Here is a 25,861-nt window from a genome sequence, read left to right as displayed (position 1 = left end):
TCGCGCGTCAAAACTGAAAATCCGAATCCGGTGTTGCGGCGAGCATCGCTTCGGCGCGCTCGCGCATCCGGTTTTTGAACTGACCATGGGTGATGATATAGAGATCGTTGTTGAGGATGCCTTTAGCAACCATCTCGCCCACCTCGTCAGGCTCCATCCACTCTTCGCCGATTTCGCGTTCCGACAGCGCTTTTTCCGACGCAGCGAAGCCGCTGTCATCGCGTAGATGGGCAGGCCGGTTTTGCGCCGCTTCATGAATGTTGGATTTCGTAAAAGCGGGCAGGAGAACGCTCATGCCAATATTCTTTCCGGCCAGCACCTCGCGCATATTTTCCGAGAGATTCAACACCGCCGCCTTGCCCGCCGAATAGATGACGAATTGTTCCGGCATCATCACTGCGGCTGCGAGCGACGCGGTGTTGACCACATGGCCGCCGCGGCCATGCGCGATCATTTGCGGCAGGAAGCATTGTAGCCCGTTGACAACGCCGCCGAGATTGACGCCAAGCCCGAAATCCCAGTCGGCGTAGCGCGCGTCAAGGATTGGCCCCTCAACACCAACGCCGGCATTGTTAATGAGAATATCGACGCCGCCGAAATCCGATTGCATTTTCTGCGCCGCTTCGGCGTAGGTTTCGCGGTTTGTGACATCGACCTCGATTGCGGTGACGCTGTTGGACTGGGCGCCGCCGGCAAATCCTGCCAGCGCTTTTTCAATATGGTCAGGACGCAGATCGGCGATGACGATGCGCGCGCCGCATGCGCTCAACGCCTTGGCGATCCCGAGGCCAATGCCGCTTGCGCCGCCGGTAATGAACGCCGTTCGCCCTTCAAAGTTTGTGACCGCCATGCCGTTCCTCTTTCTGCAACGCCTGATTAGCGCAAGCGCGCGCGGGCGACATGTCCAGATAGGAAGTCAGCTTGATCCTCTAGGGCCGGAACGGCGCCGCAAAAAATGTGAAGCGGAATTCAGACACCGTCAGACGCAGCGATAATGGCGGTAGCGCCAGCGCACTTCGTGAGGGTTCGCGGTCTCGCCGTCAAAGACGGCCCGGAGATTATAGGCGCGGCAGTGGGCGTCAGCCTCCGCCTGAAGATCGTCAGGATCGAAATCATACGGATCATAGGGGATCGAGATCGACTGATCTCCGTAAGTCGGGCCCTGATCGGTTGCGCAGGCGGCAAGCGCCGCAAACGCCAGCCCGGCCGCCACAATTTTCACCACACCCATGGACCTCATCCCTTCCCGCTGTACCCGGTCATCGTATCGCGCCGGACCTGAATAAAAAAGGGCGCGGGAGGAAATCCCGCGCCCGAGTATCTCGGATTTCAATTAGAGAGGGAATTTAAGGGATAAGCCTCCCTTAGGCTGCGTCAGCATCCTTGAGGATTTTGACATTGCCGGCTTTTTCGCCGGAGATCGAAATCTTGCGCGGTTTCGCAGATTCAGGGATTTCCCGCTGAAGCTCAATGTTCAAAAGCCCGTTCACCAGGGATGCGCCCGCCACTTTCACATGCTCGGCGAGCTGGAAACGGCGCTGGAAAGAACGTCCGGCGATGCCCTGATAGAGGAAAGTGCGGCCTTCATCAGCCTCGCCGCGCGAGCCTGTGACCGTCAATGTGTTTTCATGAAGCTCAACATCAAGCTCGTCTTCGGAAAAGCCTGCGACCGCGAGTGTGACCCGGTAGTCGTCTTCGTCGAGCCGCTCGATATTGTAAGGCGGATAGCCGCCGGTCTCAGCCTTGCCAACGGTGTCGAGCAGGTCAAAGACGCGGTCAAAACCGACCGTCGAGCGATAAAGGGGGGTTAAGTCAAAAGTACGCATGTGCTTGGTTCCTCCTTGGTTCAAGCGAGGGTTGCGCGCGTCCTTTGCTCCGCCATCAGGCCGGAACGAACGCGAACGGAGCCGGTATGGCCTCCGTCCAAACCGAAATAGGCGCTGAAAGTATGAGTTCAAGAGGCCCCTGTTTCGGACTGGCGAAAAACCGTGGTAAACAGCCCGCCACAGTTGGATGGGAACGAAACATGACTTTGAAATCAGCCCTTTATGCCGGGTTCGCCGCCGCAATGAGCCTCTCGCTCGCCGCATGTGGCGGCGGCGAAACCGCGGCGCCTGAGCAAGAGGCTGCGCCCCTAGATAACGCCTCCCGGCTGGACGCCGTTCTCGCGGGCGAGCACCGCAGCGATGAGGAACGCGCTCGCGATGAGCAACGCCACCCCAAAGAAACGCTCCTGTTCTTTGGACTGACCCCCGATATGACCGTCGTTGAGGTCTATCCCGGCGGCGGCTGGTACACACAAGTCATCGCGCCTTATGTGAAGACCGGCGGCGGCAAGTTCTATGCGGCGAGCTTTCCGGCGGAAGGCGCAAGCGAGCGCGCCCGCGCCTCGCTCGACACATACCGCAAGACTTATGTGGAAGCCCCCGACATTTATGGCGATGTTGAAATGACCACGCTTGGCGACGGCCATCACATCGCCCCTGAAGGCGCCGCCGACATGGTCGTCACCTTCCGCAACATTCACAGCTTCATGGGCCGCGGCAATCAAGAAGCGACGTTCGAGGAATTTTATCGCGCCCTGAAACCGGGCGGCGTTCTCGGCGTGGTCGAGCACCGCGCCGACGGCGCCGACCTCCCCCATGACGGCTCCAAGGGTTATGTGTATACGGATGATGTAAAGGCGCTGGCCGAAGCCGTAGGCTTCGAGTTCGAGGCCGCATCGGAGATCAACGCCAACCCGGCCGATACGAAAGATCACCCCTTCGGCGTCTGGACACTGCCGCCGGTGCGCCGCTCAGCCCAGATTAATGGCGAGGACGATCCGAATTTCGACCGCGCCCATTATGATTCCATCGGCGAGAGCGACCGCATGACTCTGAAGTTCCGCAAACCGATTGCGGCCGACGGCGCGCTTTTGGAATAATGACGAAAGCGGGCGAACAGGACGCGCTCAGCGCAGCGGCGGCGAAGGCGTTCGCCGCGTCTTTTGGCGCCGTCATCAAACTGGCGCCTGAAGACGGCGCGCCATTATGGGTCGATGGCCGCAAGACACCGCCGGCAGTCTCCGCCAAAGCTCCTAAAGGCGTTGAAGCGAGCTGCCTTTGGCGAGGCCGCCGCGAAGCGTTGACCCGCGCCATGGCTAGCGCTCGCTCCCTTGAAAGCGCCTATGTCGCCGGGCGCATCGCCGTCGCCGGCGATATGAGCGTCATGGCGCGCCTCAAACTGGAGGAAGGCCGGTGACGCATTTCATCGACATCGCGGATAATCCGGCGCCGGAAGGCGCCAGTGTTGAAGAGATCACCGCAAGCGATGGCGCGAAACTGCGCGCGGCTTTCTTTCCGGCAAAAACCCCGCGCGGCACCGTCGTGCTAGTCACCGGCTGGTCGGAATTCATCGAAAAATATTTTGAGACCGTGCGAGATCTGAATGCGCGCGGGCTCAATGTCGCCATGATGGACTGGCGCGGCCAGGGCCTGTCCGACCGGGACAGCGCCCGCGCCGCGAAATGGAACGGCTATTTTCAGACCCTGAAAAATGATCTCCGCGATTTCACAGACCGCCATGTGAAGCCAAGGTTCGGCGGGCCTTATATTCTCATGACTCACTCCATGGGTGGTCTGCCGGGGTTGATGCTTCTTGCCGATGGTTACGAAGGCTTTTCGCGCGCCATATTGTGCGCGCCCATGACCCGGCTCTTTCCCGATGCGCAGAACAAGGTCATGTCATTCGCCGCCGCGACAGCATGCACCCTCGGATTCGCCTGCACCGAAACCGCGCGCTCAAAAGATCATTCAGAAATTTTCGAAGACAATATCTTCACCAGCGACAAGACGCGTCATGCAAGATTTCGGGATTTGAAACTCGCCGCGCCGGAAGCGGCCTCTACGACGCCCACCTATGGCTGGGTCAATGCGGCGATGAAAGAAAGCGCCGCGCTGCATGCGCCCGGCGGTCTCGCCGGAATTAAAACCCCCGTGCTGATTATCTCCGCCGGCGCCGAACAGCAAATAGACGGCGCCGACCACAAGATCATCGCAGATGCGAGCGACATGATCTCCCTTGAGATCATTCCCGGGGCGCTTCACGAAATCATGATGGAGCGCGATTCCATTCGCGCGCTTTACTTCAAGGCGTTTGATGATTTTACCGCGCCGGTGTTTTCCAGCTGACTCACCTCGTCAGTAATCCGGAAATTCAGTATATTGCGCCTGAAGAAAAGCGACCAGGTCGATAAGTTCGCTGACGGTCAATTCGTCATTATAATTGCGCATTTTCGAAACCCCATCTTCCGAATAGGCGTCGGAGCGATAGGCGCGGGCGATCCGGTGCGAAGGATTGATGACCGAGGTCACTAGTTGACCATAGGTGTCCACATTCGTTGTCATGCCGCCAATGGGCACGGTGTTTTCAATTTCCACGCCTTCACGCAAGCTCTCCTTGCCTTCAATGACATGGCAGCTCGAACACATCTTCTCGACAAAGACTTCGCGACCTGCATCTGCATCGCCGTCAGGCAGCCGGAAGCCATAACTTGAGGTGGGTCGCAGATCGCATCCTGAGAGCGCTGTCGCCGCCAACAAGGAAAGATATAAAAGGAGCTTTTTCATCACGCCTCCGCCAGTCCGCCGCTAAGGAATTCTACAGCGCGCAAATGTCAGATTTGTAACGGCGCTACCCGGCCAGCAATTCAAGCGCCGCCCGGTGAAGTTCCGGCGATGCGGCGGCAATCAATTCGCCTTTTTCATCGTCCCCCGGCGCTTCACCACGCCAGTTGGTGATGACCCCGCCCGCCCCTTCGACCACGGGAATGAGCGCCGCATAATCATAGCGCTGCAGGCCGCTTTCGATAACGATGTCCAGTTCGCCAATGGCGAGCAGGCCGTAGGCATAAGCGTCGAGGGAGTAACGCGCGACCCGGGCCGCTTTCGCAACCCGCGCAAACGCCTTCGCTTCTTCGTCGGAGAAATAACCGGTCGCGAGCGGGTCGGTCGTCGACAAGCGCGCTTTTGCGATCTCGGTGAGACCGCTTGTTTTCGCGGCCGCCGTTTCGCCCCCATTGGTGTAAAATGTTTGGCCGTTCGCCCCGATCCACCGCTCATCCGTGAAGGGCTGGTCGATGAGGCCGAGCACTGGCGCGCCGTCATGCTCCAAAGCGATCAACGTCGCCCAGCTCGTCGTTCCGCACATGAAGGCGCGCGTCCCATCCACCGGATCGAGCACCCAGCGCCAGTTTCCAGAATCCGGCCCTTCAGCTTTGGTTTCCGCGAATTCTTCACCAAGCACGCCGTGGCCGGGATAGATCTTCTCTATCATTCGGCGTAACGCGCGCTCCGCTTCACGATCGGCGTCGGTCACAGGATCGAACCAGGGACCAGCCTTGTTGAAGATGGTCGTGCCCTTGCGAAACCGCGGCAAGGTTTCGGCGCGCGCAGCATCGGCGAGCCGCGACGCAAAGCCGGTAAATTCTTTCAACTCTTCAGGTGAGAAAACCATGACGCGGCGATCATGATGATCGCCGCGTCATGGTGCAAGCAAGAAGTTCTCGGAGGGTTTGCTTGTCTAGCTCTCGGAAAGGGCGCGCGCCAGGTCGAGCAAGCGACGGCGCGGCTCTTCCCCAAGCTGATAATAATAGCGCACCAGATCGATGGTTTCCTTTTCGTCGAGAAGCCCTTCGGCAGGCGTCTCGGCGAAACCGTATTCACTGCGCAGATCGAAATCGAGTTTCGGTTCTGCGCCATTCATGCCTTCGAAGAAATAAGTAATCGAAACATCGAGCGCTTTGGCCAACGACCAAAGACGCGAGGCGGAAATGCGGTTCGAGCCGCTTTCATATTTTTGAATCTGCTGGAAGCGGATATCCACCGCCTGAGCCAGCTTTTCCTGCGTCAGCCCGAGCAGACGGCGACGCTGCCTCAGCCGCCGTCCCACATGCACGTCAATTGGATGCGCCATTATTCTTAACTCCACTCACGCCCGCCACGCACCCCATCGCACGTCCCGGCTCGCCAGCTATGACGCAAACACCATGCCGGAGGCGTGAACCCCTTCTAATTCGCTCGCCTAATAGGCGCGTTTCACGCGTGGAGGATGTGCGCGCGCCCTAAAGGGACGCAGGAAAGAGGCGCCATGTGTTTCGCAACGGCACAGATCAGTCGATCATCTTTGCTGAGCGCAACCAGAAGTTTTCGTCAAAGCCCGGCGTTTCGAGATTGGCGATAAACTGGCGCGAAGCGGCCTCCCAGGAGAAATTCTCAGCCCATTCGCGGCAGGCCTTGGGATCGCGGTTTTCATAGGCGGTGATGCACGCCTTGGCCAAATCTTCATCCATGGAGCCGCATCCCGCCGGAGCGCCGTCGAGAATTTCGAGAGGGCCCCGCACAGGATAGGCCGCCACGGGCACGCCGCAGGCAAGGGCCTCAACGTTAACGAGACCGAACGTGTCAGTGCGCGAGGGAAAGACGAAAACATCCGCCGCCTGATAATATTTTGTCAGCTCGTCGCCATATTTCGGGCCGGTAAACACCGCGTCTTTATATTTCGCTTCAAGCTCTTCTCGCTGCGGTCCCTCGCCGACGATAACTTTTGTCCCGGGGAGCTTTGCCTCGAGAAAATCCTCGATGCTTTTTTCAACAGCGAGCCGGCCAACATAAAGAAACACAGGGCGTTCATATTTATCCAGCAAAGAGCGATCGCCTGGCGTGAATTGCTCCAGATCGACGCCGCGAGCCCACAATTTCATATTGGTGAAGCCGCGCTCTTTCAGTTCCGCCATAAGGCCCGGCGTCGCCACCATCATGGTTTCGCCGTCTTTGTGAAAATCCTTGAGAATGCCGTAGCCCCAGCTTGTGGGCACTTTCCAGCGCTCATTGGCATATTCGGCAAAGCGCGTGTGAAAGCTGGTCGTAAACGGGTAACCACGGCGCTTGCAGAAGCGCCGCGCGGCGCGGCCAATGGGGCCTTCGGTCGCGATATGAACAGCATCGGGCTGAAACTCGTTAATCATCTTCGACACCTTGCGGTTCGGCATCAATGACAAACGAATCTCTGGATAGGACGGCAGCGGCACCGAACGGAATTCGTTTGGCGTGACGTAAAGAACCTCATTGCCGAAATCGGTGAGGATCTTGCCGAGCGTGTCCAGCGTTCTGACAACGCCGTTCAACTGCGGTTTCCAGGCGTCAGTCGCGATGACGATTTTCAGCCCCTGCTCGCCTTTGGGCATATCGAATTTCTGCTTAACGCGCGTCAGCCGGCCCACACCCGAGCCGAGGCGGCGCAGAGCGCTTTTCTTTTTTTCGATCGGTTCGGTCCGGGTTGGGCTGTCGCTCATTGCGGGGCACCTGTCCTGAGTGGGGCGGCGAGTAAGATGGTTAAGGAGACCGCGTGGCGTAAGGCGCCGTGACCGATTTGACAATCTCCAGCGCCCGGACTGGGGTTCTACGGCTCAGGGGGGTGCTTGAAAAACCACGTTTGGATCAGGGCCGGAGGCGCAATTCTGGGGAAAACTGGCGGAAAATCTGGCTTCCTTCTCAGTTCAGCCGGTTTGCGCCCAAAGAATGCTGCGTTGCAAAATTTTTTGTTGCGTCGCAATAATAGTTAGTGTTATAAACGATCTTGCAGCGCTTCGGTGCTGCTGCCCAGTTCTTGGGCGTTTCCTCCCTAACGACTTTGGCCGCGGCTCTGCCGCGGCCTTTTTTTATTTTTGAGCCGCCGGTCTATCGATTTTGCGCTATTCAGCCGCCTGCGGCAAGCGCAAATCATCCGAATCGAATGCTGTCAGGCGCTCCATCAGCGAAATCATGTTCCGACGAAGAGGCTCAAAACCTTCGGTGCGGGCAATGCGCCGCTCATCAAGGTAAAGGGCGCGGTTGATCTCGATCTGGAGCGCATGAACGCCGCTGCGGGGCCGGCCATAAGATGACGCCACATAGCCGCCGGCATACGGCGCATTTCGGGCCACCTGATAGCCCATGCCGGTCAGGACATCCTCCACAAAACGGATAATCGACGGGGCGCAGGAAGACCCGAAACGATCCCCGAGAACAAAGTCGATACGAGGCTCGCCCGCCCGGAAAGGGGCGCCGCCAGCGGACGGCATGGAATGGCAGTCAATCAGAATGGCGCAGCCGAAACGGCCCCGGGATTCGTCAATCAGGCCGCGCAAAGTGCGATGATAGGGATCGTAACAGGCCGCCAGGCGCCCACGGGCGTCAAGATAATAGAGCTTGCGGCCATATATATCCTGCCCATCCGCGACGATGCGGGGAATGACCCCGAGGCCCGCAATCACCCGGCTAGACCGGCTGTCGGAGGTTTTCGGCACGTCATCGGCGAACATGCGCGGATCGAGCTCATCGCGTGATCGGTTCACATCCACATAGGCCCGGGGAAACAGCGCACGCAGCAGCGGGGCGCCGAAATGGGGCGCCTCATCAAACAACAGGTCCACATAGCTGTCTTCGGATTGGCGCAAAGAGTGCCGGTCAAGCCGGGAATTCTTTAACAGCTCGCCGGGATATTCGCGGCCCGAATGAGGCGACGCGAAGATCAGCGGTGAACGCACCGCCGGCGGGGCCAGCACTTCGACCGCCCGGGGCGAGGGAAATCGCCCTTCTCTTTCCATATCCTGCTTCATTGCGGCGGCAGGCTCCATCAGACTTGAATTCAAAACGACTTACGTCATGTTAGCGTGAAGTTGCAGGATTCGTTAAGGCCATATTGTTAATCCAGCCTCAGCGGAGCGGTTTTTGCAGAAATTGAAGTCAGACGGCGGATCGGGCCTCAATCGATCCCCATATAGGACAATCAACGCCCTGAAGGGTCCGGATTACAAGGGTTAGCGTAAATGGCGGCGATTTTACTGGCTGAAGACGACGATTCCATGCGGCGCTTTTTGAAAAAGGCGCTGGAGCGGGCGGGCCATTCGGTCATCGACGCCGCACAAGGGGACGAAGCGCTGACGGAGTTGCAGTTGCGCGAATTCGACCTCCTCCTCACCGACATCGTGATGCCGGTCATGGACGGGATTGAGCTTGCCCGCCGCGCCACCGAAATCGACCCGGAAATGAAGATCATGTTCATCACCGGCTTCGCCGCCGTGGCGCTTAACGCTGCGAACCAGGCCCCGGAGGACGCCAAGGTCCTGTCCAAACCGTTCCACCTCAAAGACCTCGTCCATGAGGTTGAGCGTGTGGTCGCGGCCTGACGACCGGAATTAACCTCAAAGACGATCCCGACCCGGAAATTTGCAGTCGCGCGGTCGAACCGGAAAACCGCTTTCCACTTTTCCTGATCACGCACGGGAAGGCTTGCGCGCCTCAAAGTTTCCCGTTAGAGAGCGACCCCTTCGACGCGGGGCCCGTCCCGCTTCGGGCGCATAGCTCAGGGGTAGAGCGCTACCTTGACATGGTAGAGGTCCGTGGTTCGAAACCACGTGCGCCCACCACTTCTCTCCTCCGGATTAACCCCCGATTTCCCTCAGGGCTGCTACAAAGACGCTTGGCCTGTGTTAGACACCCATCGCGGGAATCTTGCGGCGTAATTCTTGCTGCAACGCGAGGATATTATCTGGCTGAGAACGACAAGGAGTGACGGCCATGAGGCTTATGGTTACCGGCGGCGCCGGCTTTATCGGATCGGCGGTTGTCCGCCGCGCGATCGAGAGGGGCGACGATGTCCTGAATGTGGACAAACTCACCTATGCCGCAAATCCCGAAAATGTCGCCATGGTCGCCGACAATGCGCGTTATCAGTTTGCGCAGGAAGACATCTGCGATTTCGCCGCCATGGCGAGGCTGATGAACGAGTTCAAGCCGGACGCGGTCATGAACCTCGCCGCCGAAACCCATGTGGACCGCTCCATTGATGGGCCCGGCGCTTTCATCCAGACCAACATCGTCGGAACCTACAGCCTGCTTGAAGCCGCACGCGGCTACAAGGCGAGCGGCCATGCGCCGAAGGATTTCCGTTTCCACCATATTTCAACAGATGAGGTGTACGGATCATTAGGCCCCACAGGCGAGTTCACGGAAACCTCGCCCTATCAGCCGAACTCGCCCTACTCCGCCGCCAAAGCCTCCTCCGACATGCTGGCGCGGGCCTGGCGCGAGACATTCGACCTTCCGGTCATCGTCACCAACTGCTCGAATAATTACGGGCCGTACCAGTTTCCGGAAAAACTCATTCCTGTCGTGATCATCGCCGCCCTCGAAGGCCGCGACATTCCGATCTATGGCAAGGGCGACAATATTCGCGACTGGCTCCATGTCGAAGACCACGCTGAGGCGCTTCTTCTCGCTGCGCGTGAAGGCAAGCCCGGAGAAACATACAATATCGGCGGGCGCGCAGAGCGCACCAATCTCGATCTCGTTCATATGATCTGCGAAGTCCTTGATGAGGAGCTGAAAGCATCTCCTCATGCGCCGCATAAGGGGCTCATTAAATTCGTCACCGACAGGCCCGGGCACGACCACCGCTACGCTATCAATTGCGACAAGATTGAGCGTGAATTGGGCTGGACGCCGGCGCACACGATTGAAGAAGGCATGCGCGACACCGTGAAATGGTATCTCGGCAATCGCGACTGGTGGGAAAAGATCCGCCAGGACGGCTTCGATGTCGCCAAACGTCAGGGCCTGAAATCAGGCTTAAAGCAAAGCGCCTAACCCAAACCTACAGGCAATCAAGTCCAAGGGGGACGACACGCGTCATGCGCATGCTGGTTTTTGGCAGAAACGGACAGGTCGCTCGGGCCTTGCAAGACATCGGCGGCGAAGGCGTCATCGCCCTTGGCCGCGATGAGGCTGACCTGATGCAAGCGGGCGCGGCGCGCAATGCAATCACGGCGAACAAACCTGACATTATCGTCAACGCCTCGGCCTATACCGCTGTAGACAAAGCCGAAACGGATGAGGCGGCGGCGCGCCGCCTCAACATGGAAGCGCCCGCGGAAATGGCTGTGGCGGCCGCTGAAATGGGCGTTCCGTTCATTCATATTTCGACGGATTATGTTTTTGATGGAACCTTTGAAGCGCGTCTTGATGAAAACGCCGCCATCAATCCGTTGAATGTTTACGGCCGCACGAAGGGCGATGGGGAAAGCGCCGTCATGAACGCTCATCCCGGCGCGGTCATCCTCCGCACCTCCTGGGTGTTCTCCGAATATGGCGGCAACTTTGTCAAAACCATGCTGCGCCTCGGCGCCGAGCGCGATGCGCTCACCATTGTCGCCGACCAGATTGGCGGCCCAACCGCCGCCGCCGACATCGCCCGCGCAATCATCGCCATCGCCGGAAAGAAACATCGCGGCGCACCGGGCGCGGGCCTCTATCACTTTCAGGGCGCTCCGGCAGTGAGCTGGGCCGGCTTCGCCGAGAAAATTTTCGAGATCGCCGGCCTTTCCGTAAAGGTTTCGCACATAAAAACCGAAGACTATCCAACCCCAGCGACGCGCCCTCTCTACACGGTGCTTGACTGCGCGAAGGTGGAGCGCGATTTCGGGGTCGCCCAGCCGGACTGGCGCACAGAACTGCGCCGGGTCTTCGCTGCATTAGAAAAAGAAGGACAAGCGCAATGAAGGGGATCATTCTCGCCGGCGGTTCGGGCACACGGCTTTACCCGGTGACCAAAGGCGTCTCCAAACAGCTGACGCCGGTCTATGACAAGCCGATGGTTTATTACCCATTGAGCGTTCTGATGCTTGCTGGCATCCGCGATATGCTCATCATCACCACGCCTGAAGACAGCCCGGCCTTCGAACGGCTTCTCGGCGACGGTTCGGAATGGGGCATCAAGATCAGCTACGCCATCCAGCCCTCTCCAGACGGGCTCGCTCAGGCTTTCATCATTGGCGAGGACTTTATTGGCGGCGATAAATGCGCGCTCGTGCTCGGCGATAATATTTTCTACGGACAAGGCCTGACGAAACAACTGCGCGCCGCCGCATCGCTGGAGAAAGGCGCGGAGATTTTCGCCTATCAGGTGACCGATCCGGAACGCTACGGCGTCGTCGAATTCGACGCCAACGGGAACGCCATCTCCATCGAGGAAAAACCGGCGAAACCAAAATCAAATTACGCCGCCACGGGACTTTATTTCTATGATGAGACCGTCGTTGAGCGCGCCAAAGCCGTGAAGCCATCCCATCGCGGCGAACTGGAAATTACAACGCTCAACGAAATGTACATGCATGACGGCGAGCTTCGCGTTCAAATGCTCGGTCGCGGATTCGCCTGGCTCGACACCGGCACCCATGAATCGCTTCTGGAAGCGGCGCATTTCGTCCAGACCATCGAGACCCGTCAGGGCCTTAAAGTGTCCTGCCCGGAAGAAATCGCCTATCGTTCCGGCTTCATCGATCGCGACCAGTTAAAAGCGCTCGCCGAACCGCTGAAGAAAAATCAGTACGGACAATATCTCTTACGCCTTGCCGCTGAATAGCATTTATTTTTTAGGCGTGTGAATTCCGCATTCGGTTTTCGCCTGTCCCGCCCATCGTCCGGCGCGGGCGTCATTTTCGCTCTCGACTTTTGAAGTGCAGGGCATGCAGCCGATGGAGAAATAGCCCTGCCGCACCAAGGGATGCTCGGGCAGTTTGTGGGCTGAGAAATATTCCTTGATATCGGCGCGGGTCCATGCGGCGAGCGGATTGAGTTTATACGCGTCGCCATCATGTTCGATGACATCCATGTCCTTGCGGAAATCGGTCTGGTGGCGCTTGCGGCCTGTGGCCCAGCAGTCGAACCCGGTAAGCGCCCGGGTCAAGGGCTCGCCCTTGCGCAACCGGCAGCATTCGTCGGGATCGCGCATGGACAGCGTGCCCTGGGGGTCTTCACGCTCCAGGTCGGCTTTTCTGGGGCCAATCACCCGCACATCTTCAAGCCCGAACTGGTGTTGCAGCCGCGACCGATAACGCACCGTCTCCCCAAAGAGCTTGTTGGTGTCGAGGAAAAGGACCGGAATCGAGGGATCGACCGAGGCCATCAGGTGCAAAAGCACGGCCGATTCGGCCCCGAAGGAGGAGACAAAAGCGATCCGGCCGGGGAACGCCTCGTGGACGGCGTGGTCAATGATCGCAGCGGCGCTTCTGCCCTCATATAACGCGTTGAGCGCGCCCAGCCTGTCTTCCACATCAACCAAGGACGCTTTTCCTTTGTCCCGCGCCCGGGCGCGCCACCCGTGCCTTTTCCGCAATGCACCAAAGGCTAGCTGGGGATCGGGCCGGGTGCAACGGCGGAGCGTTCGGGCATAGTCTTGCCCCTTAGCATGGGGGGCTCTATGACGGCGTGAACGGCGGCGCGGCCCCCATATGCAGGTGGACATTTGACGGTTCTGGCGCAGCCACGGGTGAAGACCTTAAGATTGAAATTTTAGACGAGTAGGAAGCGATATGAAGATCCTGGTGATTGGGGGCGATGGATTTTGCGGCTGGCCGACGGCGCTGCATCTGTCAAATTTGGGCCATGATGTGGTGATTGTGGACAATCTCTCTCGCCGCAAGATCGACATTGAACTTGAGGTCGAAAGCCTGACCCCGATCCAGCCGGTCTCGACCCGCCTGAAAGCCTGGGAAGAAGTCTCGGGCCGGCGCATCCTGTTTGAAAACATCGACGCGGCGAAAAACTATTCGCGGCTGATGAACCTGATCAAGGATTTCGAGCCTGACGCGATCGTGCACTTCGCCGAACAGCGCGCCGCGCCCTATTCCATGAAGTCGTCCTATCACAAGCGCTATACGGTGGATAACAATCTGAACGCCACGAACAATGTGCTGGCGGCGATTGTTGAGTCGGGCGTCGACGCCCATCTTGTTCACCTCGGCACCATGGGCGTTTATGGCTATGGCACCGCAGGGATGAAGATCCCCGAAGGCTATCTGCCAATCAAGATCGAAACCGATTCGGGCGAAGAGATCCGCCAAGAGATTTTGTATCCAGCAAATCCGGGCTCGATCTATCACATGACCAAGACCCAGGACCAATTGCTGTTCGCGTTCTATAACAAGAATGACGGCCTCAAGATTACCGATCTCCATCAGGGCATTGTCTGGGGCACGCAAACAGAAGAGACCAAGAAAGACGAACGCCTGATCAACCGCTTCGACTATGACGGCGACTATGGCACCGTGTTGAACCGCTTCCTGATGCAGGCAGCAGTCGGCTTCCCTATGACTGTCCACGGCACCGGCGGCCAGACGCGGGCCTTCATCCACATTCAGGACACTGTAAAGTGTATTGAGCTGGCGATTGAAACGCCGCCGCAGCATGGCGAGCGCGTGCGCATCCTCAATCAGATGACCGAGACCCACCGGGTGCGCGATCTCGCCAAGCTTATCGAGTCAAAGACCGGCGCCGGCATTGAATATGTGAACAATCCGCGCAAGGAAGATGCGGAAAACGAGCTCAATGTTGAAAACCAGCGGCTCCTGGGCCTTGGCCTCGATCCCATCACTCTCGAGGAAGGCCTGCTTGAAGAGGTCACTGAGATCGCCAGAAAATACGCTGACCGCTGCGACAAAACAAAAATCCCGTGCGTCTCATACTGGACGACAGAACAGCAGGGTAAGGCTTAAAGGAAAAACGCAGAGCCTTATGCGTCACTCATCGGTGATTGGCGCATACGGTTCACCTGCAGCTGGAAGACATCAGGCCGCGCGTAATGTCCGGCGACGTCGAAATCCATTTTTCCCTTGATGATTTCCGCCGGGTCGAGATTGGCGTAGAGAATTGTTTCTTCGCCATGACACGGACCGGCGAGAATGTCGCCAAGCGGCGACACAATCAGGCTGCCGCCGTTGATCAACACAGTTTCCGACGCATCGCCCTGGATGGGATGAAAATCCGGCGGCGCATCCGAGCGCCGCATGAACTGGCATGCGGAAATGACGAAGCAACGCCCCTCAAGGGCGACGACGCGCATCAGCGACGCCCAGCTTTCCCGGTCATCAACAGTCGGCGCGCAATATAGCTCAACACCCTGCGCATACTGGCTCATGCGCAGCATGGGCATGAAATTCTCCCAGCAGATCGCCGCGCCCACCCGTCCCGCCCGCACATCGAAAGCGTCGAGGGTGGAGCCGTCGCCGCACCCCCAGATCACGCGCTCCGCCGCCGTCGGCATTAATTTTTTGCGCCGGCCGCAGAATTTTCCGTCTGCGGAAAAAACCAGCGCCGAGCAGTACAACGTGCCGCCGCCTTCGCTTTTCGGCGCGCGTTCGATAGCGCCGACAATAAGATCGGCCTTGATCGCGCCGGCAAGCCGGGCCAGCCGTTCTGTCTCTGGTCCGGGAACCTCGATCGCTCCCTCAAAATACTGGCGAAAAAGGCTGCGCCCCTCAGCCGAGCGGGAACCGACCGGCGCGCCAAAATGGCTGCCTTTCGGATAGCCGCCGATAAACGCTTCCGGAAAAACGATGAAATTCGCGCCATTCTCGGCCGCCGCGGCCGCCAGCGCCTCAACTTTTTCAAGGGTCGCCGGCGTATCGAATAAAACCGGCGCCGCCTGCACCGCCGCCGCTTTCATCTCAAGCATCACATCCCGCCGCTTCCGGCAAAGCGCCGAAAATAATTAAGGGTTTCGTCATAAGGCTTTGAATCGGCGGTGCGCCAGTCGTGAACGCTCTCGCGGTTCAACAGTTTACTGTCCGGCGACACAATCAGCACTGTAGGCGTGCCGAGCAGCTCCATCACGCCAAAGCGCGCCGGAACATCGAGATTGAGATCACGATAACCGACATCCACGTAAACAAGCTCATAGCCGTCGGCGATGACCGCCGCGAGTTCATCGCGCTGAAATTTCGCCGCCAGTCCGCGACTGTCATGGCACCAATTGCCGCCAAGAACGAGCAGGACATTTTTGCCGCTGGTCTGCGCAGCATTGAGGGCGGCGTTCACATCAGCCATGGCGTTGCGGCTGTCGTCAAAGGGACGCGGATCGTCATCATGATCGCGCGGCTCAAAAGCGGCCTCGACCACATCGCCGGAAACCCCCGCTGTTGTTTTCACCGCCGTTTTCGTCACGCCTGCCGCAGCGCCGACGCTCGTTGTGACGGCCTTGACGCAACCACTGAAAAGCGCGGCGCCGGCAAGCATCCAGAACAGGCCCGTTTTCATCATGCTTGACCTTTCTTAAGCGAAATAGCGCGCAAGCCGCGCCGACGCCTCCTGCAATATCTCAGGCCGCTTGCAGAAGCAAAAACGCGCATAATTTTGCGGCGCGCCCGATTGTGAGGGATGATAGAACGCAGAGATCGGCACCGCCGCGACCTTCGCTTTTTCAGTGATCTCCCGGCAGAACGCTGCGTCGTCATCCCTCCCCACGGAGCGAATATCCACTGTCAGGAAATAAGTGCCCTCGCAAGGAAGCACATCGAAGCCGGCCGCCTTCAAACCCTCCGCAAGCAGATCGCGCTTCGCCTGCATATCGCGCACGAAGCGCTCATAATAATCGTCATCCATCGCGAGCCCCGCCGCCACCGCTTTTTGCAAAGGGCCCGGCGACGTATAGGAAAGATGCTGATGGGCTTTCATAAGCCCGGTGATGAGCGGCGCCGGTCCCGTCACATAGCCGATGCGAAAGCCGGTAAGAGAAAACGTCTTGCCCGCCGAGCCAATGCGGATCGACCGCTCTTTCATGCCAGGCAAACTCATCAATGGAATATGAGGCTGGCCGTCAAAAACAAGATGCTCATAAACCTCGTCGCAAATGACGATAAGATCATGCCGGCGCGCCGCGTCAGCGACGATCTCAAGCTCCACCCTGCTCATGACCTTGCCGAGCGGATTGTGCGGGGTGTTGATGACAATCAGTTTGGTCTTCGCTGTAATCGCCGCTTCAAGCGCCGCAGCCTCAAGGCGCCACGCAGGTGGAACAAGGTCCACAAATTTGACGCGCCCGCCTGCCGCTTCGATCTGGGGCGCGTAGCACTCGTAAAACGGCGCCAGCAACACCGCCTCATCGCCCGGCTCCAAATATCCCTGAAACGCGGCGGCGAGCGCCTCCGTGGCGCCGGACGTGACCTGAACTTCCCGGTCCGGATCGATATCGAGACCGTAAAACCGCTTATTGTCCCGCGCCACCGCCGCGCACAATTCCGGCAACCCCTCAACCGGCGCATATTGGTTCGGGCCGTCGATGATCGCCTTCGCCGCAATCTCAAGAATTTCCTTGGGGCCGTCCTCATCGGGAAAGCCCTGGCCGAGATTGATGGCATTCTGTTCGCGCGCAAGCCGCGACATGGTGGGAAAGATGGATTGCGGGCGGGCGGAGTAGACGGGATTTAAGGAGCGGGTCATGACGCCTAAATAACAGGACCGGCGGACAAGCGCCATTCGCAATCAGCGGCTCTGTAAAACGCCCTCAACAACGTCAGCGATATTGCGGCCTTCAATCCGTCTGGTCTTGTCCTTAAAGGACGCCGCTTAAACATCCGCCCACATCTGCAAGAGATTCGCCGCCGCCTTGGCGAGGAGGTCGGAGTTTTTCGACTTTCCGTAATGTTCAAAAAAGTCCAGCCGCGCTACATTGAGATCATAAAGAATCTCGCGCTTCTTGGCGTCGCGCACCATGCTCTGCGCCCAGCCGACGGCGGCGAGACGTTCTCCGCGCGTGACTTCCTCAACCCGATGCAGCGTCGTTGACGGATAGATGACCATCGATCCCGCCGGGAGTTTGATTTCGAGTTCCCCGGCGCCATCCATGATGACAAGCGCTCCCCCGTCATAGGCATGGGGGTCATTGAGAAACAATGTGAAGGAAATATCGCGGCGCATCTCGCCGCCGCCGGAAATCGGATGATCCACGTGGGCGCCGTAAGACATGCCCGGCTTGTATCGACTCAGCATGATAGACGACAGCTTCAGCGGCCGAGCGGCAAGGCGGAACTCCGGATGCCGGAAGATCGTGTCAGCGATCATTTTCCGGAAAGGTTCAGCCTCGGCGTCGCCGGGAATCGCTTGCTCATTGTTCTTGACGAGCACTGCCTGAGCCCCGGCGCTGGCGCGGCCATCGCGGAAGGCAATGCGTTCAAAGGCGGCCCGTATATCGCGCACCGACTCAGGCGGAAGAATATCTTCAAAGGTCAGGATCATGATCGCTTTATAGCGCGAGCCGCGCCCTGATGGCGAGACGCCGGGTTAGCCGAAATACTCGACATTTATCAGCACTAGTGACATCGCTCCTCTCAAGAAAGAGCCCCATGACCGCCATTCTCACCATTGTCGCGCCCGTCTTTTTCGTGATCGCTTGCGGTTACGTCGCAGCCCGGATCGGGCTCATCGGTCGCGAAGGCGCAAAAGGGCTTAACGACTTCGTCCTTTATTTCTGTATTCCGCCGCTTCTTTTCCGCACAATGCAGTCCGTCGACATGACCGTATCGGCGACCGGCGTCTGGGGCGCTTATTATGTCGCCGCCGGGATTGTCTGGCTCATTGTCGCCTTTGGCGCAAACCGCATTCAAGGTCTCAGTGACGCGGGCGGATCGGCGGCGGCCTTCGCCTCGACATTCGGCAATCTCGGCATGATGGGTCTTTCCATCGCCTATCTCTCTTTCGGCGAAGAGGGCTTGATCATCGCCGCGCTGATCATCGCCGTTCACGCCGCAAGCCACTGGTTCGTCGGCACATTATGGGCGGAGCTCGCCAACGCCAAACGCGGGATCAACATCGCCGCGACGACCGGGGGCGTTCTCGTCTCGCTAGCAAAGAACCCAGTGGTGCTGGCGCTCACCGCCGGCGCCTTGTGGAACGCCAGCGGATGGACCATGCCGGCGATTGGCGAACGGATTATCGATCTTGGCGGCGACGCGGCGATCCCCACCGGCCTCTTCGCTTTGGGCCTTGCGGTCGCGGCCTATCCCTTACGCGGCAATACTGTCGGCGTCGCGACGATCATGATTTTGAAAATGGCGGTGTTCCCCTTGATCGCCTGGGCGCTTGCCTCTTTTGTCTTTCACCTGCCGGCGAGAGAAATCGCGCTGGTGACGCTTTTCGCAGCGCTCCCCACGGGCATGAACCCTTATCTTTTTGCGGTGAAGTTCAACGCCAGTCTCGCCGCTGTTTCCGGCGCCATCGCGCTCGGCGTCATTTTGTCCGCGTTTACAGTGCCCTTCGTACTCTGGCTGGTCGGCGCATAAAAAAACCGGCGCCAAAAAGGCGCCGGTTTTGTCATTTTATTAAAGACAGAAATTACCCTTGCGGATCTTCTTCCACTTCGTCTTCCATCTCTTCAGCGGCTTCATCAACCGCATCGCCGAACTCGTCAGCCGCCTCTTCCGCAGCATCGCCGGCGCCGTCAGCGGCGTCTTCCGCTGCTTCTTCAATATCTTCCGCCGTCTCGTCGATGGCGTCGCCCATTTCGTCGGCGATCTCTTCGGCGTCGTCGCCAGCTTCTTCCGCAGCGTCAGCGGCGTCGTCAGCGGCTTCCTCCATTTGTTCTTCCGCTGTCGGCTCGCCGCAGGCGACAAGGCCCGTAGCAGCGAAAACAAAGGCGGCGCTCATAAGCAGTCGTTTCGTATTCATCATATAACCCCTTCTATTGGTCTGTCCGGAATTCTAACACGCAATTGCAACATTGGTTCACCATTGCATCCTCACCCATGCTAAGCCTCAGAAAACAATGGGTTATTTACGCATTTGAGGGTCTTCGCCCCCTAATCCGCGCACTGATCCTCCCACTGAATATAGACGCCGAACACCTCGCGCGAGGGAAGTTCGTAGTCCACCAACACTGGCCGGCGTGTTGCGGCGGCGCGTTCGAATGTGTCCAGGAAACGAGTCCATTTCAATGTTTCCGCCGTGGATGCGATCGGCATGCCAGACGAAGGTGGAATATATCGGATCTCATCGGCTTCGAGATTAAAGGTCTGATCGCCCGTGGACGTCGCGATGGTGAAGGAAACCGCATAGCGATTGATCGACTGAATATTATAGAGCTCATGCTTGATGCAGCCAGCCGCGCGCTGGACGCCGGGCTTGGCGATTTCCGGCAAGGCTAAATCCCGACCGGCGGGTAGCGGAATTTTCCGGGTCTGATCGATCTCCGGACTCTTTTCCTTGATCTGCGCCAACGCTGGCGCCGCGGCGAGCAGGACCGGCGCAAACGCGGCTGTCAAAACGGCAAGTCTGTTCATTTCAGTCTCCCCTTGGCAAAATTTGCAAAGGGGAGATTACCAGCTTTCCGGCGATCACACATGCGCCGGATATTACAAAATGGCGAGACGCCGCGCTTCACGCTTGGCTCAAAGCCTGTTCCAGATCGGCGATGATATCGTCTGCGGTTTCAATGCCGACGGAAAGGCGCACAACATCGGGGCCCGCCCCCGCCGCAACTTTCTGTTCATCCGTCAGCTGACGGTGGGTTGTCGACGCCGGATGAATGATCAGGCTTTTGGCGTCGCCGACATTGGCGAGATGGCTGAACAGCTTCACCCCCTTCACCACCTCAACGCCCGCCGCATAGCCGCCCTTCAGGCCGAAGGTGAAAACCGATCCGGCGCCCTTTGGCGCGATCTTTTTCATCAGCGCATGATGCGGGCTTGAGGGCAGCCCCGCATAAGCGACCCAGGCGACCTTGTCGTGATTTTCGAGATATTGGGCGACCTTCAGGGCGTTTTCGCAGTGACGCTCCATCCGCAGGGAAAGCGTCTCGATCCCTTGCAGGATCAGGAATGAGTTGAACGGTGAAATCGCCGGACCCAGCGCACGCAGCCCAAGGACGCGGCACGCGATGGCGAACGCAATCGGCCCGAAGGTCGGATAAAACTCAACGCCGTGATAGTCGGCGTTCGCCTCGACCAGATGTTTGAAGCGCGCATCCGCCGCCCAGTCGAAATTGCCGCCATCAACAATCACCCCGCCCATGGAGGTGCCGTGTCCGCCGAGAAATTTGGTCAGGGAATGAACGACGATATTGGCGCCAAGTTCAATCGGCCGGCAGAGATAGGGAGAGGCCAGCGTGTTGTCGACGATCAGCGGCACACCCGCCTCTTTCGCAACGGCGGCGATCGCGGCGATGTCGGTCGGCGCGCCCGCCGGGTTGGCAAAACTTTCAATGAAGATCGCTTTGGTCTTAGGGCCGACCGCCTTTTTGAAACTTTCCGGGTCCGCGCCGTCGGCCCAGTCGACCTCCCAGCCGAAGCGTTTGAAGGCGTGATCGAACTGGTTCACCGAGCCGCCGTAAAGCTGACGCGCGGCGACATAATGGTCACCGGGCTCTAACAGCGTATGCAGCACCACCAGTTGCGCCGCATGGCCCGACGCAACAGCCAGCGCCGCCGTACCGCCTTCAAGCGCAGCCACCCGCTGTTCCAGAACATCCGTGGTCGGATTCATGATCCGCGTATAGACATTGCCGAATTCCTGGAGATTGAAGAGACGCGCCGCCTGATCCACATCGTCGAAGACATAGGATGTGGTTTGATAGATCGGCGTCGCGCGCGATTTCGTCGTCGGGTCCGGCGCAGCGCCCGCATGGATTTGGGCGGTTTCAAATTTGTAGCTCGGCGTTTCGTCGGTCATGTCTCTCTCCGCTGGTCCCGTCAGACGGGAAAATTACACGGCTTCCATAGCGAGAAAGACGACGCAGCGGAAGATCAGCGACGCTCCGTAAACGGGATTCCCGCACGCTGTAAGGGCGCAGCAGATCAAGGCCGCCAGAACACCCCTTCCGGGACAGGCTCGTCCGCAAGAGCTGTAAGGTGTAGATAAAGCGCATCGATTTCTTCTTTTGAAAGTTCGGGAAAACGGTCCGGCGCCACAAGCCGCATGAGGCCCAACTCCCGCCCGCTCATCGCGACGCCGGTCGTGATCAGCTTTTCAAATTCGTCTCGCGAATAAGCAGAGACGATGATGAGATCCGGCGTCACTGCATCCCACAAAGTTGCGCCGCGCAGATCAAGCCCATGACATTCATTGCACATGGTCATGGCGAGATATTCACCGAGGGCGCGCTGCGGCTCCGCTTCCGGGTCAACGCGCAAGGCCGGAACATGGTCAGCCCATTCCTCGTAATGCGTCTCTTCGCCTGTCGCAAAACTCCAGCGCGCGATCCAGCCGAGTTTCGGTTTTGGCAAATCGATTTCCACCACTGGCGCCGAACGCAAAAACGCGATCAGCGCGGCGAGATCTTCGTCCGTCAGGCGCGCAAAATTATAAGACGGCATGGAGACCAAGCCCTTACCATTTGCGCCGATCCCTTGCCGGATGGCGGCCTCCAGCGTAGCGACGTCATGCTCGCGCGCATAAAGCGCCAGGTTCGGCGCAACGGCGCGCTCAGGCCAGTCCCATTGCTCGTCAAAATCCTTGCCCTGAAGCTGTTGCCCGTGACAGCCGAAACAGCCGCGCGTGCGCGCAATATGGCGGCCATGTTCGATAGAGGCGGCATCGGTCGGGATCGGCGCCTCGAACGCCGGATCGTATGTCACGTCGCGGAGCTTCGCCTCACTTACAAAATAAACGCCGCCCAGCCCCAAAAGCGGCGCCGCGATCAATATAGCGGCGATAATAATCAGAATGCGCAAAGCCGGCTCCCCCCGATTGCCGTGACAGATTAGCAGCAAATGACGGCAAGGGAACCAGATTGCTGCGCATGACGATGTTTCCTCATGGGCGGAACCGGTTAAATCGTTTTTATGGTCTGGATTCTCCTTATCCTTTTTGTCGCCGCCATCTTGCAGGGCGCCGTGGGATTCGGCTTCGCCCTTGTCGCCATGCCGGCGCTGGCGCTGGTCATGGACGCGCCTTCGGCCGCGGCGCTGGTGGCGCTGACCGGCATTTCGCTCAGCACGGTGATGCTGCTTCAGAACCGGAAGGGACTTCACATGGGCGAGGCCGCGGGGCTGATCGTCGCCGCAGCGGCCGGCGTTCCGATCGGCGTCTTTCTTCTCGCCCATGCGCCGCGCGGACCGCTCCTGATCGCGCTCGGGATTATCATCATCGCCTTCAGCGTGTTCTCCCTGGCGCGCCCGTCAGCGCTCGAGATCAAGGACCGGCGCTGGCGCTTCGCCGCGGGTTTCGCAGGCGGCATTCTCGGCGGCGCCTATAATATTCCGGGCCCGCCGATTATTTTCTACGGCGCCATGCGGCGCTGGCCGCCCGAACGGTTCCTCGCGGTGACGCAGGCGTTCTTTTTACCCGTGGCGATCATGATCGCGGCGGGCCACGCGGTCGCCGGCTTCTGGAGCCGGGAACTCCTGATCACCTGCGCCGCGAGCATTCCCGGCGTCATCATCGCCAGCTTCATCGGCCGGCGCATCACCGCCGGCATTTCAGCCGAGGCCCTGTCAAAGGCGGTCTACGGATTATGCCTGGTGCTGGGGCTGGTCATTCTGACGATGAATCTGGGCGGATAGTCTTACCGGCGCTAAAACAAAGACGCCGCGTGAACGACCAGAACAATGGAAAGCACGGCGCCGGTGATATAGGTGCCGAGCGCGCCGATGAATTTGAGCGGGTTCGCGGTGTGAATGCTCTCACTCGTCAGCACCCCGACCGCATGAATATAGCGCGCGGCGACCGCGAGCAGCATCAGCGCCGCAACCCACCATGGCGTCAGCGGCAGGCGCAGGCCGAGCGCGAGAATGAGCAGCGACAAGGTCGGCGCATATTCGATGCAATTGCCATGGGCGCGGATGGCTTTTCTGAGCGGGCTTTTCGGATCGCCTTCATGCTCATGCTGGGTGTGCATCACCGAGCCGCGAATGCGGCTGACATTGAACCCGAGGAGAAACACCAACAGGCCCATCAGGCCGACAGACAAGAGCGCATAAGGCATGGTTGATTTCCTTTTTGTAGCCGGGTTCCGGTTTAGGGGCGTTCAGGGAGCGGAACAAGCGGGCAAGCCGCTTGCGTGAAACAGGCCGCTTCCGGCCCGCCGCGTTCCGTCCGCCCCGCGCCGTTGCTGGGCTGCAGGCCGATCTGGCGCCATTTGGACGATTCCGCCAACCGGACTTGCGGCGCGCTTTCACCGGCGTCTGGCGCAATCATTCGCATACGGTTCATCACACTTTTCTCCTTCAATGCGCCCATCATACGGCCAAAAGAAAAGTGGTGAAAACTTATCCACGGGTTCCGGAATGGGGTTATAATGGCTGCCGCCCCCTGCGTCCCCCTGTTATTCTCGAACGCCCGCTTCGCCGACACTTCCTCCATAAATGTGGGAAGAGGGAGTTTTCAGCAAAGCCCGGCTTTCTCCTCCCCCGTGCAAACGGGGGAGGTGTCGCGAAGCGACGGAGGGGGCTAATCTGTACCCATGCGCAGGCCCCACCGAAACGCACGCACTCTCCGCCAAACGATGCCCGAGGCGGAGCGGCGTTTGTGGATGCGCCTGCGCAACCATCAACTCGGCGGTTTCCGCTTCCGACGACAGCATTCGGTCGGACCCTACGTCGCCGACTTCGCCTGCGTTGAGGCAATGCTTGTCATCGAATGTGACGGCGAACAGCACGGCTTTCCCGAAGCGCAAAAGCGCGACGCCGCACGCGACGAGTTTATGAGAAAACATGGCTGGATGGTTCTGCGGTTCTGGAACAACGAGGTCTATGACAATTTGGACGGCGTTCTGGAAAAGATATTTGAGACGGCGGAAAACTCTGTTCGTTTTTTGAAAAACCAAGCGTCTGACGAAAGCGCCGATTAGCCCCCATCCCCGGCTTCGCCGGTACTTCCCCCTTAAACGGGGGAAGAGGGCGCGCGCCGCAGAGCGCTGACCTTCTCCTCCCCCGTTTACGGGGGAGGTGTCAGCGAAGCTGACGGAGGGAGCTAATCCCCCGACGGCGAAAAATGCATGAAGTCCTTCTGGCGGCCGGGAAGCTCGCCGCCCCATTTCCAGCCCATGTCCATCAACTCTTCATAGAGCGGCGCGTCGGGCGTAATGCCGCCGGGCGCATCGGGGCGCCATTCGCCGCCGCGAACAAGACGGCATTCACCGGAAAACTCCGTACAGCGATCATAAAGACCGTTCTTCTCTGCATTGACATCTATGGCGAGACCGAAGGAATGGTTTGAATATTCTGTGCGTTTTCCGTCGATGTCGAGCACGCCCTTCGAGCGCCCGACGCGGTAGCCGGTGACGGTCTCGATCTCAAAACCCCGCGCAAGCGCGCGCGTCAGCGCCGCCTCCACATCCTCCGCGACCGCCTTGCAGATTTGAAACGGCGCGACGCCGGGCAGCGCAATCTCCACCTGATCCTCACGGCAGATGGAGCAGCCCGTAGCCCCATCACGCTCATCATCCGTCAGCGCGGCGTAAGGCTTTTCAACCTCGCGGATATCAACCGCCCGTCGGTCCGCCGCGGACCATGTCCAGTCGACATAGGTGCAGGTTTGAGGCTCATGGATCGGCGCCACGGCAAGCCTCAGCGTTAATAAGAAAACAACGCCTATGCTAAACACTGAATTTATTCGGTGCTAACTGATTTGAATAGACAATCCGTGCTTGGAAATGCAACGCCATCAATTTTTTTCATGCATACGTCAAGCATTTCCCGTCCGGGTCGATCCATGTCTTCCGAACCTTCTACAAATTCTTCGCGCCAATATGCCCCATCAACAACTTCAGCAATTTCATACCCCACATAAGCAGCAGTCATCACTAAACCGACATGGCTGTAATACTGGCAAAGAGCCACTTTATCAGCACCCCAACCAATGAACTTTGCTTGCGCCCAAAGGCCGGTGTCTGGATGCTGGCGTTGGACTCGCGCGGCCGTACCTTCGGAGTAATTCGGCCATAATTTTGCTTCGCCGCTCGCGAACGCTACTCGTCCAGCTTCAGGTGAAGGACAAATCAAGGATTCCTCCGCAGACGCAGTCTGAAGGTTGCACTCAATAAATGTCAGGGCCAAAATACTTAGAATCAATCTCAT

32 protein-coding genes and 1 tRNA gene are annotated in these 25,861 nt (G+C 58.8%); 12 read left to right on the top strand and 21 right to left on the bottom strand.

Features of this window, described 5'->3' with window-relative positions; genetic code table 11:
* Window positions 1-7: 7 nt before the first annotated feature.
* From ACFOOP_RS07755 to ACFOOP_RS07745, 3 genes are all read right to left on the bottom strand, one after another.
* On the bottom strand, window positions 8-850 hold the full coding sequence (locus ACFOOP_RS07755) for an SDR family NAD(P)-dependent oxidoreductase (protein WP_379880326.1): 843 nt from the start codon (window positions 848-850) through the stop codon (window positions 8-10).
* A 129-nt stretch (window positions 851-979) separates the two neighbouring features.
* The gene (locus tag ACFOOP_RS07750; protein WP_379880324.1) at window positions 980-1,231 is read right to left on the bottom strand and encodes a hypothetical protein; all 252 of its coding nucleotides are present in this window, start codon (window positions 1,229-1,231) and stop codon (window positions 980-982) included.
* A 133-nt stretch (window positions 1,232-1,364) separates the two neighbouring features.
* Window positions 1,365-1,826, bottom strand: a complete 462-nt coding sequence (locus tag ACFOOP_RS07745) for an Hsp20 family protein (RefSeq protein WP_379880323.1) — start codon at window positions 1,824-1,826, stop codon at window positions 1,365-1,367.
* Window positions 1,827-2,026: 200 nt separating this feature from the next.
* Here ACFOOP_RS07745 and ACFOOP_RS07740 point away from each other — a divergent pair, with 200 nt between their 5' ends.
* The 3 genes from ACFOOP_RS07740 to ACFOOP_RS07730 are packed head-to-tail and all read left to right on the top strand — an operon-like array spanning window position 2,027 to window position 4,172.
* A complete protein-coding gene (locus tag ACFOOP_RS07740) occupies window positions 2,027-2,926 on the top strand; it encodes a class I SAM-dependent methyltransferase (protein ID WP_379880322.1) in 900 nt (299 codons plus the stop codon).
* Entirely contained in the window at window positions 2,926-3,243 is a 318-nt protein-coding gene (locus ACFOOP_RS07735) for a hypothetical protein (RefSeq protein WP_379880321.1), read from the top strand. Before ACFOOP_RS07740 ends, ACFOOP_RS07735 begins: the two co-directional genes overlap by 1 nt.
* The gene (locus ACFOOP_RS07730; protein ID WP_379880320.1) at window positions 3,240-4,172 is read left to right on the top strand and encodes an alpha/beta hydrolase; all 933 of its coding nucleotides are present in this window, start codon (window positions 3,240-3,242) and stop codon (window positions 4,170-4,172) included. Before ACFOOP_RS07735 ends, ACFOOP_RS07730 begins: the two co-directional genes overlap by 4 nt.
* A gap of 9 nt (window positions 4,173-4,181) precedes the next feature.
* Here ACFOOP_RS07730 and ACFOOP_RS07725 read toward each other — a convergent pair whose 3' ends face one another.
* The 5 genes from ACFOOP_RS07725 to ACFOOP_RS07705 form a co-directional block, all read right to left on the bottom strand.
* Window positions 4,182-4,610, bottom strand: coding sequence for a c-type cytochrome (locus tag ACFOOP_RS07725; RefSeq protein WP_379880319.1), 429 nt, complete (start codon window positions 4,608-4,610; stop codon window positions 4,182-4,184).
* Between the two features lie 64 nt (window positions 4,611-4,674).
* Window positions 4,675-5,496 carry an inositol monophosphatase family protein gene (locus ACFOOP_RS07720; RefSeq protein ID WP_379880318.1) on the bottom strand — a complete coding sequence of 274 codons (822 nt, stop codon included), beginning with the start codon at window positions 5,494-5,496 and terminating at the stop codon, window positions 4,675-4,677.
* A gap of 66 nt (window positions 5,497-5,562) precedes the next feature.
* Window positions 5,563-5,955: a helix-turn-helix domain-containing protein gene (locus ACFOOP_RS07715; RefSeq protein ID WP_379880317.1), complete on the bottom strand. Its 393-nt coding sequence runs from the start codon at window positions 5,953-5,955 to the stop codon at window positions 5,563-5,565.
* 196 nt (window positions 5,956-6,151) lie between these two features.
* Complete coding sequence (locus ACFOOP_RS07710) at window positions 6,152-7,333, bottom strand: glycosyltransferase family 4 protein (RefSeq protein ID WP_379880316.1); 1,182 nt, start codon at window positions 7,331-7,333, stop codon at window positions 6,152-6,154.
* Window positions 7,334-7,732: 399 nt separating this feature from the next.
* Window positions 7,733-8,638, bottom strand: coding sequence for an N-formylglutamate amidohydrolase (locus ACFOOP_RS07705; RefSeq protein WP_379880315.1), 906 nt, complete (start codon window positions 8,636-8,638; stop codon window positions 7,733-7,735).
* Between the two features lie 210 nt (window positions 8,639-8,848).
* On the opposite strand from ACFOOP_RS07705, the gene cpdR reads away from it, so the two are divergent.
* From cpdR to rfbA, 5 genes are all read left to right on the top strand, one after another.
* Entirely contained in the window at window positions 8,849-9,208 is a 360-nt protein-coding gene (gene cpdR / locus ACFOOP_RS07700) for a cell cycle two-component system response regulator CpdR (RefSeq protein WP_379880314.1), read from the top strand.
* Window positions 9,209-9,373: 165 nt separating this feature from the next.
* Window positions 9,374-9,448, top strand: a tRNA-Val gene (locus tag ACFOOP_RS07695).
* A 151-nt stretch (window positions 9,449-9,599) separates the two neighbouring features.
* A complete protein-coding gene (gene rfbB, locus ACFOOP_RS07690) occupies window positions 9,600-10,667 on the top strand; it encodes a dTDP-glucose 4,6-dehydratase (protein WP_379880313.1) in 1,068 nt (355 codons plus the stop codon).
* Between the two features lie 44 nt (window positions 10,668-10,711).
* A complete protein-coding gene (gene rfbD, locus ACFOOP_RS07685; protein WP_379880312.1) occupies window positions 10,712-11,578 on the top strand; it encodes a dTDP-4-dehydrorhamnose reductase in 867 nt (288 codons plus the stop codon).
* A complete protein-coding gene (rfbA, locus tag ACFOOP_RS07680) occupies window positions 11,575-12,441 on the top strand; it encodes a glucose-1-phosphate thymidylyltransferase RfbA (protein WP_379880311.1) in 867 nt (288 codons plus the stop codon). The genes rfbD and rfbA overlap by 4 nt, the downstream gene beginning before the upstream one ends.
* Before the next feature lie 3 nt (window positions 12,442-12,444).
* Here the strand turns inward: rfbA and ACFOOP_RS07675 are convergent, their stop codons facing one another.
* Window positions 12,445-13,131, bottom strand: coding sequence for a phosphoadenylyl-sulfate reductase (locus ACFOOP_RS07675; protein WP_379881537.1), 687 nt, complete (start codon window positions 13,129-13,131; stop codon window positions 12,445-12,447).
* Between the two features lie 259 nt (window positions 13,132-13,390).
* On the opposite strand from ACFOOP_RS07675, the gene ACFOOP_RS07670 reads away from it, so the two are divergent.
* Window positions 13,391-14,572, top strand: a complete 1,182-nt coding sequence (locus ACFOOP_RS07670; RefSeq protein WP_379880310.1) for an NAD-dependent epimerase/dehydratase family protein — start codon at window positions 13,391-13,393, stop codon at window positions 14,570-14,572.
* 17 nt (window positions 14,573-14,589) lie between these two features.
* Here the strand turns inward: ACFOOP_RS07670 and ACFOOP_RS07665 are convergent, their stop codons facing one another.
* The 4 genes from ACFOOP_RS07665 to ACFOOP_RS07650 form a co-directional block, all read right to left on the bottom strand.
* Window positions 14,590-15,531, bottom strand: coding sequence for a carbon-nitrogen hydrolase family protein (locus ACFOOP_RS07665; RefSeq protein ID WP_379880309.1), 942 nt, complete (start codon window positions 15,529-15,531; stop codon window positions 14,590-14,592).
* The gene (locus tag ACFOOP_RS07660) at window positions 15,531-16,115 is read right to left on the bottom strand and encodes a thioredoxin family protein (protein ID WP_379880308.1); all 585 of its coding nucleotides are present in this window, start codon (window positions 16,113-16,115) and stop codon (window positions 15,531-15,533) included. Before ACFOOP_RS07660 ends, ACFOOP_RS07665 begins: the two co-directional genes overlap by 1 nt.
* 12 nt (window positions 16,116-16,127) lie before the next feature.
* Window positions 16,128-17,294 carry an aminotransferase gene (locus ACFOOP_RS07655; protein ID WP_379880307.1) on the bottom strand — a complete coding sequence of 389 codons (1,167 nt, stop codon included), beginning with the start codon at window positions 17,292-17,294 and terminating at the stop codon, window positions 16,128-16,130.
* 126 nt (window positions 17,295-17,420) lie between these two features.
* Window positions 17,421-18,089, bottom strand: coding sequence for a Fe2+-dependent dioxygenase (locus tag ACFOOP_RS07650; protein WP_379880306.1), 669 nt, complete (start codon window positions 18,087-18,089; stop codon window positions 17,421-17,423).
* Window positions 18,090-18,196: 107 nt separating this feature from the next.
* Between ACFOOP_RS07650 and ACFOOP_RS07645 the strand changes: the two genes are divergently transcribed.
* The gene (locus tag ACFOOP_RS07645) at window positions 18,197-19,132 is read left to right on the top strand and encodes an AEC family transporter (protein WP_379880305.1); all 936 of its coding nucleotides are present in this window, start codon (window positions 18,197-18,199) and stop codon (window positions 19,130-19,132) included.
* 52 nt (window positions 19,133-19,184) lie between these two features.
* On the opposite strand, the gene ACFOOP_RS07640 is transcribed toward ACFOOP_RS07645, so the two are convergent.
* The 4 genes from ACFOOP_RS07640 to ACFOOP_RS07625 all read right to left on the bottom strand — a co-directional run bounded on the left by ACFOOP_RS07640 (window position 19,185) and on the right by ACFOOP_RS07625 (window position 22,516).
* Complete coding sequence (locus ACFOOP_RS07640) at window positions 19,185-19,520, bottom strand: hypothetical protein (RefSeq protein WP_379880304.1); 336 nt, start codon at window positions 19,518-19,520, stop codon at window positions 19,185-19,187.
* 128 nt (window positions 19,521-19,648) lie between these two features.
* A complete protein-coding gene (locus ACFOOP_RS07635) occupies window positions 19,649-20,128 on the bottom strand; it encodes a hypothetical protein (RefSeq protein WP_379880303.1) in 480 nt (159 codons plus the stop codon).
* 97 nt (window positions 20,129-20,225) lie between these two features.
* Window positions 20,226-21,515, bottom strand: a complete 1,290-nt coding sequence (locus ACFOOP_RS07630) for an O-acetylhomoserine aminocarboxypropyltransferase (protein ID WP_379880302.1) — start codon at window positions 21,513-21,515, stop codon at window positions 20,226-20,228.
* Between the two features lie 125 nt (window positions 21,516-21,640).
* Window positions 21,641-22,516, bottom strand: a complete 876-nt coding sequence (locus ACFOOP_RS07625) for a c-type cytochrome (RefSeq protein ID WP_379880301.1) — start codon at window positions 22,514-22,516, stop codon at window positions 21,641-21,643.
* 111 nt (window positions 22,517-22,627) lie between these two features.
* On the opposite strand from ACFOOP_RS07625, the gene ACFOOP_RS07620 reads away from it, so the two are divergent.
* Entirely contained in the window at window positions 22,628-23,347 is a 720-nt protein-coding gene (locus tag ACFOOP_RS07620; protein ID WP_379880300.1) for a sulfite exporter TauE/SafE family protein, read from the top strand.
* A gap of 11 nt (window positions 23,348-23,358) precedes the next feature.
* Here the strand turns inward: ACFOOP_RS07620 and ACFOOP_RS07615 are convergent, their stop codons facing one another.
* Window positions 23,359-23,769 (bottom strand): MAPEG family protein, encoded by a 411-nt coding sequence (locus tag ACFOOP_RS07615; RefSeq protein ID WP_379880299.1) that lies wholly within the window; start codon window positions 23,767-23,769, stop codon window positions 23,359-23,361.
* Window positions 23,770-23,801: 32 nt separating this feature from the next.
* A complete protein-coding gene (locus ACFOOP_RS07610; RefSeq protein ID WP_379880298.1) occupies window positions 23,802-23,996 on the bottom strand; it encodes a hypothetical protein in 195 nt (64 codons plus the stop codon).
* Between the two features lie 250 nt (window positions 23,997-24,246).
* Between ACFOOP_RS07610 and ACFOOP_RS07605 the strand changes: the two genes are divergently transcribed.
* The gene (locus ACFOOP_RS07605; protein WP_379880297.1) at window positions 24,247-24,633 is read left to right on the top strand and encodes an endonuclease domain-containing protein; all 387 of its coding nucleotides are present in this window, start codon (window positions 24,247-24,249) and stop codon (window positions 24,631-24,633) included.
* A gap of 122 nt (window positions 24,634-24,755) precedes the next feature.
* Here the strand turns inward: ACFOOP_RS07605 and ACFOOP_RS07600 are convergent, their stop codons facing one another.
* Complete coding sequence (locus ACFOOP_RS07600; RefSeq protein ID WP_379880296.1) at window positions 24,756-25,343, bottom strand: M15 family metallopeptidase; 588 nt, start codon at window positions 25,341-25,343, stop codon at window positions 24,756-24,758.
* A 50-nt stretch (window positions 25,344-25,393) separates the two neighbouring features.
* Window positions 25,394-25,861, bottom strand: coding sequence for a hypothetical protein (locus tag ACFOOP_RS07595; RefSeq protein WP_379880295.1), 468 nt, complete (start codon window positions 25,859-25,861; stop codon window positions 25,394-25,396).

Origin of the sequence: Hyphococcus aureus (assembly GCF_042643165.1) — a bacterium.
GTDB classification, from domain to species: domain Bacteria; phylum Pseudomonadota; class Alphaproteobacteria; order Caulobacterales; family Parvularculaceae; genus Hyphococcus; species Hyphococcus aureus.
The sequence above is the reverse complement of the archived record's forward strand: the minus strand, read 5'-3'. Positions and strand labels throughout refer to the sequence as shown.

Bases quoted from the DNA above. Each gene is read 5' to 3' on its own strand.
- ACFOOP_RS07755 (WP_379880326.1), bottom strand. From the start codon at position 850: ATGGCGGTCACAAACTTTGAAGGGCGAACGGCGTTCATTACCGGCGGC.
- ACFOOP_RS07750 (WP_379880324.1), bottom strand. From the start codon at position 1,231: ATGGGTGTGGTGAAAATTGTGGCGGCCGGGCTGGCGTTTGCGGCGCTT.
- ACFOOP_RS07745 (WP_379880323.1), bottom strand. From the start codon at position 1,826: ATGCGTACTTTTGACTTAACCCCCCTTTATCGCTCGACGGTCGGTTTT.
- ACFOOP_RS07740 (WP_379880322.1), top strand. From the start codon at position 2,027: ATGACTTTGAAATCAGCCCTTTATGCCGGGTTCGCCGCCGCAATGAGC.
- ACFOOP_RS07735 (WP_379880321.1), top strand. From the start codon at position 2,926: ATGACGAAAGCGGGCGAACAGGACGCGCTCAGCGCAGCGGCGGCGAAG.
- ACFOOP_RS07725 (WP_379880319.1), bottom strand. From the start codon at position 4,610: ATGAAAAAGCTCCTTTTATATCTTTCCTTGTTGGCGGCGACAGCGCTC.
- ACFOOP_RS07720 (WP_379880318.1), bottom strand. From the start codon at position 5,496: ATGGTTTTCTCACCTGAAGAGTTGAAAGAATTTACCGGCTTTGCGTCG.
- ACFOOP_RS07715 (WP_379880317.1), bottom strand. From the start codon at position 5,955: ATGGCGCATCCAATTGACGTGCATGTGGGACGGCGGCTGAGGCAGCGT.
- ACFOOP_RS07710 (WP_379880316.1), bottom strand. From the start codon at position 7,333: ATGAGCGACAGCCCAACCCGGACCGAACCGATCGAAAAAAAGAAAAGC.
- ACFOOP_RS07705 (WP_379880315.1), bottom strand. From the start codon at position 8,638: ATGAAGCAGGATATGGAAAGAGAAGGGCGATTTCCCTCGCCCCGGGCG.
- cpdR (WP_379880314.1), top strand. From the start codon at position 8,849: ATGGCGGCGATTTTACTGGCTGAAGACGACGATTCCATGCGGCGCTTT.
- rfbB (WP_379880313.1), top strand. From the start codon at position 9,600: ATGAGGCTTATGGTTACCGGCGGCGCCGGCTTTATCGGATCGGCGGTT.
- rfbD (WP_379880312.1), top strand. From the start codon at position 10,712: ATGCGCATGCTGGTTTTTGGCAGAAACGGACAGGTCGCTCGGGCCTTG.
- rfbA (WP_379880311.1), top strand. From the start codon at position 11,575: ATGAAGGGGATCATTCTCGCCGGCGGTTCGGGCACACGGCTTTACCCG.
- ACFOOP_RS07670 (WP_379880310.1), top strand. From the start codon at position 13,391: ATGAAGATCCTGGTGATTGGGGGCGATGGATTTTGCGGCTGGCCGACG.
- ACFOOP_RS07665 (WP_379880309.1), bottom strand. From the start codon at position 15,531: ATGCTTGAGATGAAAGCGGCGGCGGTGCAGGCGGCGCCGGTTTTATTC.
- ACFOOP_RS07660 (WP_379880308.1), bottom strand. From the start codon at position 16,115: ATGATGAAAACGGGCCTGTTCTGGATGCTTGCCGGCGCCGCGCTTTTC.
- ACFOOP_RS07655 (WP_379880307.1), bottom strand. From the start codon at position 17,294: ATGACCCGCTCCTTAAATCCCGTCTACTCCGCCCGCCCGCAATCCATC.
- ACFOOP_RS07650 (WP_379880306.1), bottom strand. From the start codon at position 18,089: ATGATCCTGACCTTTGAAGATATTCTTCCGCCTGAGTCGGTGCGCGAT.
- ACFOOP_RS07645 (WP_379880305.1), top strand. From the start codon at position 18,197: ATGACCGCCATTCTCACCATTGTCGCGCCCGTCTTTTTCGTGATCGCT.
- ACFOOP_RS07640 (WP_379880304.1), bottom strand. From the start codon at position 19,520: ATGATGAATACGAAACGACTGCTTATGAGCGCCGCCTTTGTTTTCGCT.
- ACFOOP_RS07635 (WP_379880303.1), bottom strand. From the start codon at position 20,128: ATGAACAGACTTGCCGTTTTGACAGCCGCGTTTGCGCCGGTCCTGCTC.
- ACFOOP_RS07630 (WP_379880302.1), bottom strand. From the start codon at position 21,515: ATGACCGACGAAACGCCGAGCTACAAATTTGAAACCGCCCAAATCCAT.
- ACFOOP_RS07620 (WP_379880300.1), top strand. From the start codon at position 22,628: ATGGTCTGGATTCTCCTTATCCTTTTTGTCGCCGCCATCTTGCAGGGC.
- ACFOOP_RS07615 (WP_379880299.1), bottom strand. From the start codon at position 23,769: ATGCCTTATGCGCTCTTGTCTGTCGGCCTGATGGGCCTGTTGGTGTTT.
- ACFOOP_RS07610 (WP_379880298.1), bottom strand. From the start codon at position 23,996: ATGAACCGTATGCGAATGATTGCGCCAGACGCCGGTGAAAGCGCGCCG.
- ACFOOP_RS07605 (WP_379880297.1), top strand. From the start codon at position 24,247: ATGCGCAGGCCCCACCGAAACGCACGCACTCTCCGCCAAACGATGCCC.
- ACFOOP_RS07595 (WP_379880295.1), bottom strand. From the start codon at position 25,861: ATGAGATTGATTCTAAGTATTTTGGCCCTGACATTTATTGAGTGCAAC.